This is a genomic window from uncultured Marinococcus sp. (genome assembly GCF_947493875.1).
In the GTDB taxonomy this organism is placed as follows: Bacteria; Bacillota; Bacilli; order Bacillales; family Marinococcaceae; genus Marinococcus.
The window spans coordinates 1-14,459 of sequence record NZ_CANLSU010000001.1 but is presented as its reverse complement, the minus strand read 5'-3'; the positions used below and the strand labels follow the sequence as shown (position 1 = coordinate 14,459).

Annotated in this window: 10 protein-coding genes; 4 read left to right on the top strand and 6 right to left on the bottom strand. The window is 46.7% G+C overall.

Features of this window, described 5'->3' with window-relative positions; genetic code table 11:
- Positions 1-2: 2 nt before the first annotated feature.
- The 5 genes from sppA to Q0757_RS00030 all read right to left on the bottom strand — a co-directional run bounded on the left by sppA (position 3) and on the right by Q0757_RS00030 (position 6,856).
- Entirely contained in the window at positions 3-998 is a 996-nt protein-coding gene (gene sppA, locus Q0757_RS00050) for a signal peptide peptidase SppA (protein WP_298783430.1), read from the bottom strand.
- Positions 995-2,626: an amidohydrolase gene (locus Q0757_RS00045; protein WP_298783428.1), complete on the bottom strand. Its 1,632-nt coding sequence runs from the start codon at positions 2,624-2,626 to the stop codon at positions 995-997. The genes sppA and Q0757_RS00045 overlap by 4 nt, the downstream gene beginning before the upstream one ends.
- 98 nt (positions 2,627-2,724) lie before the next feature.
- Positions 2,725-3,930: a tRNA uracil 4-sulfurtransferase ThiI gene (gene thiI, locus Q0757_RS00040; RefSeq protein ID WP_298783426.1), complete on the bottom strand. Its 1,206-nt coding sequence runs from the start codon at positions 3,928-3,930 to the stop codon at positions 2,725-2,727.
- Positions 3,927-5,072, bottom strand: a complete 1,146-nt coding sequence (locus Q0757_RS00035) for a cysteine desulfurase family protein (RefSeq protein ID WP_298783424.1) — start codon at positions 5,070-5,072, stop codon at positions 3,927-3,929. The genes thiI and Q0757_RS00035 overlap by 4 nt, the downstream gene beginning before the upstream one ends.
- 77 nt (positions 5,073-5,149) lie before the next feature.
- Positions 5,150-6,856: a septation ring formation regulator EzrA gene (locus Q0757_RS00030; protein ID WP_298784470.1), complete on the bottom strand. Its 1,707-nt coding sequence runs from the start codon at positions 6,854-6,856 to the stop codon at positions 5,150-5,152.
- 273 nt (positions 6,857-7,129) lie between these two features.
- Here Q0757_RS00030 and hisJ point away from each other — a divergent pair, with 273 nt between their 5' ends.
- From hisJ to rpsD, 3 genes are all read left to right on the top strand, one after another.
- Entirely contained in the window at positions 7,130-7,951 is an 822-nt protein-coding gene (gene hisJ / locus Q0757_RS00025; protein WP_298783421.1) for a histidinol-phosphatase HisJ, read from the top strand.
- A gap of 13 nt (positions 7,952-7,964) precedes the next feature.
- Positions 7,965-8,471: a GAF domain-containing protein gene (locus tag Q0757_RS00020; protein WP_298783420.1), complete on the top strand. Its 507-nt coding sequence runs from the start codon at positions 7,965-7,967 to the stop codon at positions 8,469-8,471.
- 329 nt (positions 8,472-8,800) lie between these two features.
- The gene (rpsD, locus tag Q0757_RS00015) at positions 8,801-9,403 is read left to right on the top strand and encodes a 30S ribosomal protein S4 (RefSeq protein ID WP_022793076.1); all 603 of its coding nucleotides are present in this window, start codon (positions 8,801-8,803) and stop codon (positions 9,401-9,403) included.
- Positions 9,404-9,475: 72 nt separating this feature from the next.
- Here the strand turns inward: rpsD and tyrS are convergent, their stop codons facing one another.
- A complete protein-coding gene (gene tyrS / locus Q0757_RS00010; protein WP_298783412.1) occupies positions 9,476-10,753 on the bottom strand; it encodes a tyrosine--tRNA ligase in 1,278 nt (425 codons plus the stop codon).
- 425 nt (positions 10,754-11,178) lie between these two features.
- Here tyrS and Q0757_RS00005 point away from each other — a divergent pair.
- On the top strand, positions 11,179-14,459 hold a 3,281-nt coding region (locus tag Q0757_RS00005; RefSeq protein ID WP_298783410.1), incomplete at its 3' end, for a transglycosylase domain-containing protein.

Below are 14,459 nucleotides of genomic sequence, written 5' to 3'. Positions count from 1 at the left end.
TCCTATCCTTCATACAAATACATTGGCCGCGGACTGTCGCTTCCGACTGATTTCAACAGCTCCTGGAGTCCAAGCAGCTTCTCATCAGAAATGAACATTCCCTGAACGGAATTTTGCAGCAGCGACTGCCAGCTGAATCCATCCGAAGTGTAGCGTTCTACAGTAGCGTCTCCGAGTTCAAGATCTTCCTCCATCATTGCGATAGTGTCCTCTGAAGTCCCAAGCTCATCGATCAATCCATTTTCTTCCGCCTGCTCCCCTGTATAAATCCGGCCATCAGCCAAATCGCGTGCCTTTTCTTCACTAAATCCTCTTCCGTCAATGACGACCTGGAGAAAATCTTCATACATATCGTCGACGATGCCCTGCATAATTTCCCGGTCTTCCTCAGTTACTTCCTCTGTGGGTGATCCCATATCTTTAAACTCTCCGCTCGTTATGTTAACCCCTTCAATACCAAGGTTTTCAGCCAGCTCGGAGTAGTTCAGGGAGGACATAATTACACCTATCGAACCGGTAATAGTCGCTGAATGAGCTACAATTTTATCCGCCGGGGCTGCGAGATAGTAGCCCCCGGAGGCAGCCGTATTCCCCATTGAAACATACACAGGCTTATTTTCTTCCTCCTGTACCTCGACTACAGCGTCGTGGATTTCATCGCTTTCAACGACACCGCCGCCCGGGCTGTTTACATTAATAATAATACCATCCACATCTGCACTTGATCCGGCTTCCTCCAGATTATTCAGAAATTCCTCATGGTTGTAGCCTTCACCGGAAAAAGCTCCGGATCCGCCCGAGGATTGAATGGTCCCCTCGACATCAAGCATAGCAATTCGGCTGTCTGAAGAGCCCTCTTTTACTATATCTTCCTGATTCTGCTGATTTTGCGCCTGGTTCGAGACTGTATTCCACAGGGAAAAAGCTGTCTGGGCGCCAAGGGAAACGATGAGAAGCACCGCTGCCGCTAATAAAGCAAACCACCTTTTTGCGTTCATGATTGTTCCTCCATTTCATTATTAATTTCGATTCTGCTCTCCTCCGGCAGAAACACGACCGTATCCCCTACAACAGTCGCTTCCACTTCGGCTGTTAAAATCTCTTCCGGCTCAATTCGGAAAAGATCCTTCCGGAGTATCGTAAAGTCTGCCTTGTAACCAGGAGCGATCCTGCCAAGATCGTGCTCCCGGCTGATCGCCCTGGCACTGCCACCGGTATACAGCTCCACGGCTTCAAAGGGAGTCAGCTTTTCTTCCGGCATATAACCGTTGTGCGGCTCTCCCGGGTTTTTCCGCGCGACAGCCGCGTAAATTCCGGTTCTCGGGTCTACAGATTCGATCGGAGCGTCTGAGCTTCCCGCGCAGATTATCTCCTGATCAAGGAGTGTTTTCCAGGCGAAGGAATAACGAAGGCGTTCTTTGCCAAGACGTTCTTCGACCCACGGAAAGTCCGAAAGCACAAACCGCGGCTGCAGATCGAGTGCCACCGGCAGAGCCTTCAGCCGTTCCACCAAATCTTCCCTGGCGATTTGGACGTGAATAATCCGGTCCCGCACTCCTTCCGGCACCGGCCAGGCTTCTAAAGCATCTATTACATATTCCAGAGCTAAATCACCTATAGCGTGAACAGCCACTGGCATTTTTTCTTTTCTCGCTTCTGCCACGAGCTGTTTTAGCTCTTCTCTCGAATGAATAGCAACGCCTGCTGTTTCAGGAGCATCATTGTAGGGACGGCTGAGAAGGGCGGTACGTCCGCCGAGCGCTCCATCCGCAAATATTTTCATGGCGCCAAGCTCCAGGCCTTCCTCAAGAAGCCCATAGGTATGGCCGTGCTGTATAAAATCCGGAAACACTTCATGATGCACAAGAAGGTGGGCCCGAAATGAAGTAGCCGCCAAAATATCCCTGAACGTGTCCAATGTCCGCTTAAACCCACCGTAGTAATTAAGATCTTCTGTATGCCCGCCGGTCAGTCCACACTGATGCATGTAGCGCACAGCTTTTCCAAGTGCTTCATGTAAATATTCCTCAGACACCTCTGGGATTTCATCCTTCACTAAATCAGCGGCCTGGTCGAGCAAATAACCTGTTGGCTCTCCGTGACTTGATTTAACAATGATGCCTCCCTCCGGATCCGGAGTATCTTTATCAATACCTGCAGCATCAAGGGCGCGTGTGTTAACCAGTGCCGCGTGGCGGCATATCCGGGTCAAAAGCAATGGATGAGCGGGCACTAAATCATCAAGCTCCTCCCGGTGGAAAATTTTCCGGTCAGGGAAATTGTTTTCATTCCATCCTTCCCCTATGACCCATTCTCCGGCAGGAATGTCTTTTGTTTTCTCCTTAATCAGCGCAGCCATTTCTTCTGCCGAGGTGCACTCTGACAGATCCAGCTGGATCATCGTTTCCCCCAGCCCGATCATATGTAAATGACTGTCTGTAAAACCCGGATACATTGCCTTACCGTTTAAATTTATCCGGCGGACAGCAGCATTTTGCAATTCTTTTTCTATTTCTCTGAGCATGCCTGCTTTTTCGATTGTCCCGTCCGCGGTCAGGACTGCCTCCACCTGTTCCCCTTCTTTTTTCATCGTATAAATGTTTCCGTTATACCAAAGTGTTTTCACAGCATTAACCGCCTCTCCTTTTTACGGGCAACTTCCCGTTTTGTTTCAACTCTTTTTAAATTCCATTTTATACCATCTTCATGAATGAAAAAAGCTTTTCAGAGAAGGTCTTCAAACTCTTCCTTTTCACTCTTTGCGCCAGATATAGAAATCACCTTCGTTTCAGCTACCGCTTCTTCAAACAGTTCCTCTTTATTCAAGCGTTTTTCATATTTGTAAACTAAACCAATTTTCGGTTTGGTCGCGGGACTGTCCGGCTGAAACACGGTACAGCAGTCTTCATACGGACGCACAGAAATATCATAGGTGCCTATACGCTTAGCAATGCTGATAATTTCTTCTTTGTCCATAGCAATCAGCGGCCGAAGCACCGGTACACTCGTTACTTCATTGATGACATTCATACTTTCAAGCGTCTGGGAAGCCACCTGCCCGAGGCTTTCACCGTTCACTACTGCCTTGGCGTCTTCCTTCTCCGCTATTTTTGTTACGATCTCAAGCATCGCTCTTCTTGTAATCGTCATCGTATGGTCGTCCGGCACCTGGCTTCGGATAGCTTCCTGAATCCGGGTAAATGGCACCACGTGAAGATTGATACTCCCTCCAAACCGGCTGAGGACCCGGGCAATATCCTCCACTTTTTGCTTTGCCCGTTCGTTTGTGTACGGCGGACTGTGAAAGTGTACTGCCTCGATCGTTACTCCACGCTTCATGGCTAAATATGCAGCAGCCGGACTGTCTATGCCCCCGGAAAGCATACTGACTACTTTGCCGCCTGTGCCTGTAGGCAGACCCCCTGCTCCGTTAATACGTCCGCAGCTTACATAGGCCCCCTGCTCTCGGACATCAATTTCCACGGTCACTTCCGGATTTTTCACGTCCACTGTGACGCCTTCGGTATGGTGGAGAATATAACTGCCAACGCTTGGAGCAAGCTTCGTGGAATGAACAGGAAAGTCTTTATTGGACCTTCTTGCTTCCACCTTAAACGTTGCTTTTCTATCCTTATATTCCGAAAACATTTGATAGGCCGTCTGCTGTATCTCTTCTTCTGATAAGTCTGCTTTTCTCGCATAGCTGATGGAAGATATTCCAAACACCGGCTTCACTGCCTCAATAACCTCTTCAGCAGGTTCCCCCAGCAGATTGATCGCAATTCGTCCGTAGGTCCGCCGCACTTCACAGTGGGGGAAATCTTTCACTGCATGATCAATATTTTCTCTTAACTGCCGCTCAAATTCTTTTCGGTTCTTTCCTTTTAAAGCAAGTTCGCCGAAGCGAATTAATAAATATTCTTCTCTCATTGCTGTTCCTCCATAACCTTTTTTAACTGCGGCAGCACTTCTTCACACATGCTGCATAAATGAACGGCTTCCTCTTTTCTGGTATCCGCAGAGAAACTTATCCGTACGGCACTTTCCGCAAGCCTCCGCTCTCCCGTAGCAGCCAGAATTACGGCCGATGGCTCCGAGTTTTTCGAAGCACATGCTGTTTTGGTGGAAATGGAAGCTCCTCTTTCCGCGAGCGCTTCAACAAGCACTTCTGGTTTTATACCTGGGAAGGAGACATTCAATATGAAGGGAGACCCTCCGGAAAAAGGAGAGTTGATCACTCCGCCGCTTTCCTGCAGCCGCACAGCTGTCTGTTTTTTAATTTCTTCAATTCTGCTGCTGTTTGCAGCATAGCGCTCTTTTGCCAGGCGGAGTGCTTTGGCCATAGCTGCAGCCCCTGCTGTATTTTCCGTCCCCGAACGTACACCGCTTTCCTGACCGCCTCCGTGGACTAATGGCTCAAGCATTGTTCTTGGGTGCTTATATAACACTCCTGTCCCCTTTAATCCATGAAATTTATGTGCTGAGACCGTAACAAAATCGAGACCAGCCTTCTCAATATTTAATGGAATTTTGGCAGCCCCCTGCACGTAATCCGTATGAAAATAAATATCAGGGTAAGAAGAAAGTATTTCTCCAATAGCCTCGATCGGCTGTACTGCACCGAGTTCACTGTTTGTGTGACCAATTGTAACAAGGATAGTATCCCGCTCTAACGCTTTATGCAAATCTTTTGTATTTATACGGCCGTCAGTGCCAACCGGAAGGTATGTTATTCGATACCCTTTTTGCTCTAAATGGACACAGGTTTCCATCACTGAGGGGTGTTCAACAGCCGTCGTTATAATATGATGTCCAAGATTTTTCCGCGCCTCTGCAGCTCCTTTTAATACCATATTGTTTCCTTCTGTACCACCGCTTGTAAAAAAGCAGTGCTCCGGTTTCACGTTTAATTCCCGGGCGATCTGGCTTCTCGCAGATTCAAGCAGGCGTTCAGCTTCGCCGCCCTTATGGTGAAAAGAAGAAGGGTTGGCAAAATAGCTTTCGGACGCTTTCCGGTAAGCACTCAGCACTTCCTGGTATGGCTGGGTGGTGGCGCTGTTATCAAAATACATTTCAAATTCCTCCCAGCATTCGCTAATATCATAAAAAAGAAGCCTGAGTTCAGGCTTCTCAACTATTTGCTTGTCGATTATGCTTCTGTCAGCTGCATGTCAGATTCCTGCAGCACTTCTGTTACAAATCGGTCATCCATTTTCCGAACAGCCGCTGAAGCAACCTGCAGCGCGTGCTCATACTGACCTTTGCGGAAAGCACTTTCTGCTTCCTGCAGACTCTGGTCAAGCTCAGCTTCCTTGCTGCGGTATAAATTTCCACGCTGGATGATACGCTCAGTCATCAACGCCTGCTCTTCCATACGTCGAAGCATTGTAGAGACAGTGCGGACACTTTCTTCTGCCTGAGCTACCGTTTCACGAACCTGCGACATTTCAAGCGGAGTCTCAGAAAGAGCCGCAGCAGCATGGGCAATTTTATCATCTGCTGATTCTTTTTCATTTAAAAGTATTGGCGGAAGCTTAGGCAGTCTTGTGCGCTGCATTCTCATTTCTTCGATGCGGTTCTGGCGCTTCAGCTCCTCGAGCGTTTCCATTGCCTGTGTTTCATCTTTTCGGAGTACGCCGAGCTGATTCTCTGCTTCCAGAATGCCCGATTCAACTTCTTCCTGCTTTTCAAGAATTTGCTTTAGTTCCATCTCAATATGAGTAAATGAGTGTTCTTTGTTTTCTTTTTGCTCCTGCAATTGTAATACGCTCTTTCTAATTCCATCAACCTGTCGTTTCGATGAGGCAATCAGATGCTCTGTTTCCGATGGAATCCGGTAGTTGGCTTCGATAAATTCTTTTTCCACTAACAGTGTCTGCATCCGCGTAGATAATTGCTCTCTGCCTTTATTCGCCTCCGGCAGCAGACGTTCGACCTCGGCACGGGCTTCCACTTCTTCTTCAAGAATGCGGTACACTTCTTCATTGTAGGCATCCATCTCGGCAAGACGTTCCGCAACCCCGTCAAGATCCAGGCTCTCAATCCGCGTCTGCAGTTGCTCAGCTTCTGCTTCGTTTTCATTCAGTCGTTGTTCAAATGCAAAAGCGTCCATAGGGTAACCCTGCTCTTCCATTTCATACAGCCCGGCGCGCAGGGCTTTCCATTCTTCCGGCAGGCGCCGGCGTACCTTTGCAAGCATATCAGGGACGGCATAAAGCGATGCTTCTTCACGTTCTAAATCTTCATCGAGTTTCTGTCTGAGCTGTTTAGCTTCAAATTGGTTACCCTGCTCCACCGCTTCGTAAAAAGCTTCAAAAGAAACCTGGAGATCTCGCATATGCTGATCAAACAGCGGGGCTGTCCTGCCAAGCGTGTGCCAGTTCTGGGAAACAAAACGTTTTATTTCTTCATATTTCTGTTCCGACTCTTCAATGCCGCGGCGGTTATCAGATTCATTATGTACGAGCTCTTCTATTTCCAGAAAGATATTATTGATTTCCTCTTCAATACTGGTGAGCTGCGTGTCTACAGCAGCAGTGATTTCTGAAGCCTGACTGAACTTGTACTTGTCTGCTTTTTCTTCCGCATCATAAAGAGCCTTTTCAATATCCGGCAGATGCTTTCCCACAATTTCATCCCAGTCCTTGCGCCATGATTCAAACTTTTCTTCTGTTTCTCCCGACATTGTCATGCCCTTGACCCGCGCAATTTCTTCGGCCACAGGCTGGTCCGCCAAATTCGCCCTCGCATCCTCCAGGCGGTCTACCTCCCGGTAAATGCGTCTGCGTCCCCATGCTCCGTATATGACAAACGCGGCGATAATGATAACCAGAACTATAATTACAATTGTTGTCACCAAATTTTTCACTCCAGTTTTCCCCGCTGTGCATCTTTGTTTTTTCAATAATTTACACGTTATGGGTTACTTATACTTATCTGATACTTTATGTGCACGAACGTACTCAAAATATTTTTTCAACTATGTTTGCTTTAACTTATGATAACATGTAAACGCAGTGATTGTTATATGACGATAAAGAAAATTTCTAGAAAATCCATTTTCCCTATTTCCTTAATTAACTCAGCTATATTTACATAATATTTTCCATTAAAAGAGGTGTTTATACCTATGACAATTACTCGTGACGGCCATATTCACTCTCCCTTCTGCCCGCACGGAAGCAGTGATTCGTTTCATGACTACATTGAATCCTGCATTAAAAACGGAATAAAAACGATCACTTTTACCGAGCACGCTCCTCTGCCTGAAGGCTTTACGGACCCAGTCCCGGATAAAGACAGTGCCATGCCGCTTGCACAGCTCGACCGGTATCTTCGCGAGTTAAATGACCTTCAGTCAGAATACAATAATGATATTTCGATTAAAAAAGGCCTTGAAGTGGATTTTATTGAAGGCTTTGAGAAAAATACAGAGCAATTTATGAACACATATGGTCCTGAGCTTGAAGATTGCATTCTTTCCTCCCACTTCATTAAAATAAACAGTGAATATATATGTATTGATTTTTCCCCGGATCACTTTGACCGCTTTGTCCGTCTGAGTGGGGGCCCGCAAAAAGCAGAGGAATTGTACTATCGCACCGTTCTCCGATCTACTCGGGCGCCTCTTGGAACATACGCCCCAAAAAGGATCGGGCATATGACGCTTATTCGGAAGTTTCACAGAAATTATGAATACGATTTTCTTGATCAAAATGCTATTCAAGCTATTTTGATGGAGGTTCAATCCAGAGGGCTAGAGCTTGATGCAAACGGTGCCGGGACAACAAAAGAAAAATGCCTTGAGCCGTACCCGCATCCATCGGTAATACAATCGGCAGTACAGATGGGGATACCACTTGTATACGGTTCCGATGCCCACGCTTCTTCGGGACTGCTGGCAGGCAGTAATGACATTTCAGCTCTTACAGGAAAGCAACTACGACAATGAAAGAGGGATATTCATGTCTTTTCAACCGGTTTCTTATGATTCATCTTTAGAGAAAAGCTACCAAACACTATGTCAGCAGGCGAAAGCATTATTTTCAGATGAGAATGATCAAACCGCCAATTTAGCTAACGCTTCCGCCCTGCTCAATCAATTTTTATCCAATGTAAACTGGGTCGGCTTCTATATTTGGAACGAAACAGAAAATGAACTCGTTCTCGGACCATTCCAGGGACTGCCTGCCTGCAATCGCATCACTCCGGGCAAAGGAGTCTGCGGCACAGCTTACCAGAAAAAACAGACAGTCCGCGTAGAAGATGTGCACGCCTTTCCGGGCCATATCGCATGTGACGCCGCCAGCCAGTCAGAAATAGTTGTGCCGTTGTTCACTCCTGAAGGGGAAGTATACGGCGTGCTCGACATTGACAGCCCTGTACTGAACCGTTTTTCCGAGCAGGAAGAGTCCTTCCTGCGTCAGTTTGCTGACGAAATTGAACACGGGCTGTTTTCAATTAAAAGTTAGCCTTCCAGAGTTCACCTCCCCACCGGGAAAGCTTAATTTAAGCTTCCCGGCTTTTTTATTCGCTACAGAGTTTTTTTACTTAAGTTCACTTCCTTCAGGTTAAAACATATTGACTTGCCATCAGCCAGAAGTTATAATGACGGTTGTGTAAAAGACAGCCTGGGCAAGCCTTGCATGTGCTTTCCATTTTGCTCCTTGCGGTAAGCAAGGTGTGTTGCGTAACCCCTAGCTGTCGGGGCGAAGACATACGAGGGCAAAATGAGCATGACGGGAGATTCGCCAACAGTGTTTTTATACCAAAATTTGTTTTAATAGAGGAGGATGCCATTATGGCACGCTATACAGGTCCAACCTGGAAAAAGTCCCGCCGCTTCGGCATCTCTCTCAGTGGTACAGGAAAAGAACTCGAAAAACGTCCTTATCCGCCGGGAGAGCATGGCCCAACGCAGCGCAGAAAATTATCCGAATACGGTGTTCAACTGCAGGAAAAACAGAAGCTTCGTTTCATGTACAACTTAAATGAGCGCCAATTCCTTCGCACATTTAATATCGCTGGCAAACTGCCTGGTGTACACGGCGAAAACTTCCTGATTCTGCTTGAATCCCGTCTCGATAACCTTGTTTATCGTCTCGGCCTTTCCCGCACACGCCGCGGCGCACGCCAGCTGGTTAACCATGGCCACATCACTGTAGACGGAAATCGTGTAGATATCCCGTCTTACCGCGTAGAGCCAGGAAAAACCATCAGTGTTCGTGAAAAGTCCCGCAACATGAGCGCTATCCAGGACGCACTTGAAGCTAATTCTTTCGTTCCGGAATATCTCACATTTGATGCTGACAACCTTCAGGGCACCTACAGTCGTTACCCTGAACGCTCTGAGCTTCCTGCGGAAATTTCCGAAGCACTGATCGTTGAGTACTACTCCCGTTAATAGTAAAAATCCCGTGCAGATATTGATCTGCACGGGATTTTTTATATTTCCCCAGTTTTTTCCGGCCGGTTTTTACCCATTGTTTTTTAGAATCAGAAAATATTTCTTTTTACCTCTGCGCATAATGATAAATTGATCGTCAATTAAATCATTTTTCCCTACCGTTTTGTCTGTACTCTGTTCTCTCTCTCCATTAATATATACGGCCCCATTCTGCACATCTTCCCTGGCCTGTCGTTTTGAACCTGCTATGCCCGCTTGAACCAAGAGCTCCACCAGGTTTTGTTCCTCTGTTTCCATCGTGTACGATGGTACATCCTTAAAGCCCTGCGCTATTTCATCTGCTGTCAGCGCTGTGAGCTCGCCTCCGCCAAACAGAGCCTTCGTAATGTTTTCAGCCTGATTCAGCGCTGCCCGGCCGTGGACAAATGAGGTGATTTCCTGGGCAAGCCTCCGGTGAGGTTCCCTTTTTTCAGGCTCTGTCTGCATCTTTTCTTCAAGCTCTTTCATTTCTTCCTGATCAATAAACGTAAAGTAGCGTATAAACTTTAATACATCACGATCGTCTGTATTAAGCAGAAATTGGTACATTTCGTATGGAGATGTTTTTTCAGGATCGAGCCATATTGCGTACCCGGCTGTTTTTCCAAATTTCGTGCCGTCGGCTTTAGTCACTAATGGGATTGTCATACCGTAAGCAGGAGATTTTTCCTCATCTTCATATTCCAGACGGCGAATCAGCTCTAAACCAGCGGTAATATTGCCCCATTGGTCGCTGCCACCGATTTGAAGCGTACACTGATGATTTTTGTACAGGTAGTAAAAATCGATTGACTGCATTATCTGGTAGCTGAATTCAGTAAAAGAAATGCCTTCCTGAATCCGGGATTCCACTGATTCTTTGGCAAGCATATAATTGACGCTGAAATGCTTCCCAAAGTCTCTAAGGAAGCTGATGAGAGTCATGCTTCCAAGCCAGTCATGGTTGTTTACAATTTCTGCACCATACGCCCCGTCAAAATCCAGGTATTTTTCGAGCTGGGTACGAATTTTTTGTGAAAAACCTTCCACAATGTCTGGTTCGTTCAGAGAGCGTTCCGCGTTTCTCCCACTCGGGTCCCCAATCATTCCAGTGCCCCCGCCTACAAGAGCAATTGGCTGATGCCCGTGCAGCTGCATCCGGCGCATTAAAATAATTGTCAGCAGGTGACCAATATGGAGGCTGTCTCCTGTAGGATCAAATCCACAGTAAAAACGGAGCTGACCGTTATTTAACTGATTCTTAAGTCCTTCTCTTTCTGTCACCTGATTCACAAGTCCTCTTTCCTCTAATTCCTCCCAAATGCCCATAACTTTCCCCTTTCTGGTTTAAAAACACTCTAAACTTGGATATATATAGATACAGGTACATAAAAAAGTCCCTCTTCGCTTCGAAAAACGAAAAGGGACGATGATGACCGCGGTACCACCCTTGTTGGAAGCATGAGCTTCCCGGCTTCATGTTGATAACGATGCATTACACCGTTTCAGGACTTTTTAATCAAAGGTCTGAAAGAAGCTCTGGATGTGTAATTCGCCAAAGGCTGCAGTTCGACTTTCAGCAGACGCCGACTCTCTGTGACTGTAGGTCCTATAGTTACTTTCATCCTTCATAGCTGTATGTTATAGTTTGTTTTCAAGTTTGCGCTCTTTTTATTTTTAGCACAATACTTTCAACACTGTCAATGTATGAATTCATAGACAAAGCCACCTACAGAAGGGAGATCGTAATAATTATGGGGCGCCACGACCAAACGAGCTCAAGAAACACCCCGCGCATTGTTGGTCTTTCATTTCTCACCCTTTTTATCGTTTTTATTTTAGCTGTTATATTTATCGGGTCAATCGGTGCAGGCTTTTTCGCCTCCTTGGTTAAGGGACAGGAAGCTTACACGGAAGAAGAAATGCAGGAATCAATATATAGCTACGCCGAAAACAGCACCGTCCATTTTGCCAGCGGAGAAGAATTAGGGGAGCTTCCTTCAGAATTGGAAAGGCAGCGTGTAGAACTCGACAATGTTTCCCCCAATCTTCAGGATGCCTTTTTGTCCACAGAGGACCGGGCTTTTTATGAGCACAGCGGGATCAATCCTCAATCATTAATGCGTGCTACATACCAGGAGTTAACGAACTCCTCTACTCAAACGGGCGGTTCGACATTAACCCAGCAGATTGTTAAAAACCAGCTGCTGACCAGAGAAGTATCCTTCGAGAGAAAAGCCAAAGAAGTTGCTTTGGCGTTGAGAATGGAGACTTACTTTACCAAGGATGAACTGTTTCAAGCCTATATGAACATTGTCCCGTTTGGCCGGAATGCCAACGGAGAAAATATCGCAGGAGCCCAGGCAGCAGCCCAGGGTATCTTCGGCATTGATGCTTCAGAACTAAATGTGGCCCAGTCCGCCTATATTGCCGGACTTCCTCAAAATCCTTATACGTACACTCCATTTGAGAGTAATGGGGATGTGAAAGAGGACCTTTCTGCAGGTTTGAACCGTAAAAATGAAGTTTTACGTAATATGCTCGAGGTCGGCTCCATTTCTCAGGAAGAATACGCTGAAGCAATGAATTATGATATCCGAAGCAATCTTGCTGAGCCGAAAGAAGAAGTAGCTCAGGAGTATCCTTACCTAATTAATGAAACTCAGCGCCGGGCTACACGGATTATGCGTGAGGAAATGCTCGCCGAGGACGACGTGCAGCTGGAAAATTTATCAGACGAAGAACGGCAGGAAACTATTCAGCAATATAATCAGGAAGCAAGCCGCGAAGTTGCTGAAGGCGGGTATGACATTGAACTGACGGTTCATAAAGACACCTATGACGCTATGCAGGAAGCAGTAGATGGCAACGACTACTTTGGACCGGAAAAAGAAGGCGAAGCAGAGCAGGTTGGCGGCATGATGATTGAAAACAACAGCGGTGCTATTTTAAGCTTCGTCGGCGGCCGTGATTTTGAAACAAGTTCATTAAACTATGCCACCCAGACGCGCAGGCAGAATGGCTCAACCATGAAACCACTGCTTGATTACGGACCGGCTATTGAAGAAGGTCTTCTGCATCCCGGACAGACACTACTTGATATTCCTACCGAATACGGAGCTGATGATCAAGAGCTCCGTAATTTTGACGGAGAATATGAAGGCTTTATTGATGCCAGAAGCGCATTGGCCCAATCACGCAACATACCGGCCGTCCGGGTATTTGGCATGCTCGATGAATCAACGAAAGAAAATGCACTTAACGATCTCGGTATGGAAAATGTCGTGGAAAATGGCATTTCCCCTTCCACTGCCATCGGCGGACTCAGCCGGGGCGTGAGTGTAGAACAAAATACAAGTGCGTTTACGACCTTCCCTGCCGGAGGAGAACATCATGAACCTTACATGGTAGCTTCTATTACCGACAGTACAGACGAAACGGTCTTCGAGCATGAAGAGGAATCCACCAATCCTTTTTCTGAACAAACGAGTTTTCTCATTACAGATATTCTTCGTGATGTATTAGGATCAGACGGTACTGCAAGTTCTCTTCCCGATCGCCTGAATATTGACGGCGACTGGGCCGGAAAGACAGGTACAACAAATAACCAGATCGACTCCTGGTTCGTTGGCTATAATCCCAACGTAACCTTCGGTCTATGGCTTGGGTATAATGAACAGATTGGCATTGAAGATGCACAGGGCCTCTCTTATTCGCAGAGAACTCAGCAGATCTGGGCAGATATCATGAATGCCGCTTCTAACACTGAAGATAATTTAATCGGGGCCGGGGACACCTTCTCTGAGCCGGAGGGGATTTCTACAGAAGAAATATGTGGACTCTCTGGTAAACAGCCTACTGATTTATGCGAAGAAGCGGATCTGGTAAATGAAGATATTCTCAATGAGAAATTCGCTCCTACTGAAGAGGATGACAGTATCGAAGAAATTGAGTATGTAACTATCGACGGAGACCGTTATCCTGGATACGATGATACTCCTTCTGAATTTATGCAGGATGGTATTTCTTTAAATGACGAGTACCTATTGGACGGCGATGAAGAAGAAATTCAGGAATATCTGCCGGACGATTGGGACAACCTTGTTCCAGATGAAGATGCTCCTGAAAATAACAGAGATCCTTCCCGGGTCACCGGAGTATCCAATGATGATGGCACTCTCACCTGGTCAGCCTCCGATGATAACGATGTGATCGGCTATCGTATCTTTAATGACGGCGACGAAGTCGACAATGTCATCGATCGTGAGACCACAGAATTTGATACTGATGGAAACGGTGAGTATACTGTCCGTGCTGTAGATACTCACGGCAGGGCATCCAATGATTCCAGCGGAGTTGACATCGGCAGTTCGGATGAGAATAGCGATTCCGGCAATAACAGCAATGATAATTCCGGCGATAACAATTCTGGAAACAACGAAGACTCCGGCAGCGGAGACTCAGGAAACAACAATAGTAATTCGAACAACGATGATGCCGAAGAAAATACAGACAGTAATGAGTCTTCAAACAACGATAATGAAAATCAAAATTCTGGGGACTCGGGCAGCAGTGACGACTCCAGTAATGATAATGAAGAAAACAGTACGGATGAAAACAACGAAACCGAAGGCGGGGATAATTCCTCTACTTCAGATTCTTCCGACGACAGTGCGGAAGAACCTGAAGATAACTCCTCGGAGTCATCAGGCGATGAAAACAATGACAGCTCCGATGAAAACACAGATGAATCGAATACTACGGATGAAGCAGAAAATGACGGAAGTTCAACAAACGAAGAAGAATCCACTGAAGACAGCAGCAATGAAGACTCTTCTACTCCTTCCGGGGACAGTGGCACTGAGGACACCGAGGACTCCTCTTCTGCTCCTTCCGGAGACAGCGGCACTGAGGACTCCGAGGACTCCGGCGCATCCACTGACGAAGAGGAATCCGCTGAGGACTCCTCTTCTGCTCCTTCCGGAGACAGCGGCACTGAGGACTCCGAGGACTCCGGCGCATCCACTGACGAAGA

What these genes read in the sequence shown, in the direction of transcription:
- sppA (WP_298783430.1), bottom strand. Translation starts at nt 998, where the DNA reads ATGAACGCAAAAAGGTGGTTTGCTTTATTAGCGGCAGCGGTGCTTCTC.
- thiI (WP_298783426.1), bottom strand. Translation starts at nt 3,930, where the DNA reads ATGAGAGAAGAATATTTATTAATTCGCTTCGGCGAACTTGCTTTAAAA.
- Q0757_RS00035 (WP_298783424.1), bottom strand. Translation starts at nt 5,072, where the DNA reads ATGTATTTTGATAACAGCGCCACCACCCAGCCATACCAGGAAGTGCTG.
- hisJ (WP_298783421.1), top strand. Translation starts at nt 7,130, where the DNA reads ATGACAATTACTCGTGACGGCCATATTCACTCTCCCTTCTGCCCGCAC.
- Q0757_RS00020 (WP_298783420.1), top strand. Translation starts at nt 7,965, where the DNA reads ATGTCTTTTCAACCGGTTTCTTATGATTCATCTTTAGAGAAAAGCTAC.
- rpsD (WP_022793076.1), top strand. Translation starts at nt 8,801, where the DNA reads ATGGCACGCTATACAGGTCCAACCTGGAAAAAGTCCCGCCGCTTCGGC.
- tyrS (WP_298783412.1), bottom strand. Translation starts at nt 10,753, where the DNA reads ATGGGCATTTGGGAGGAATTAGAGGAAAGAGGACTTGTGAATCAGGTG.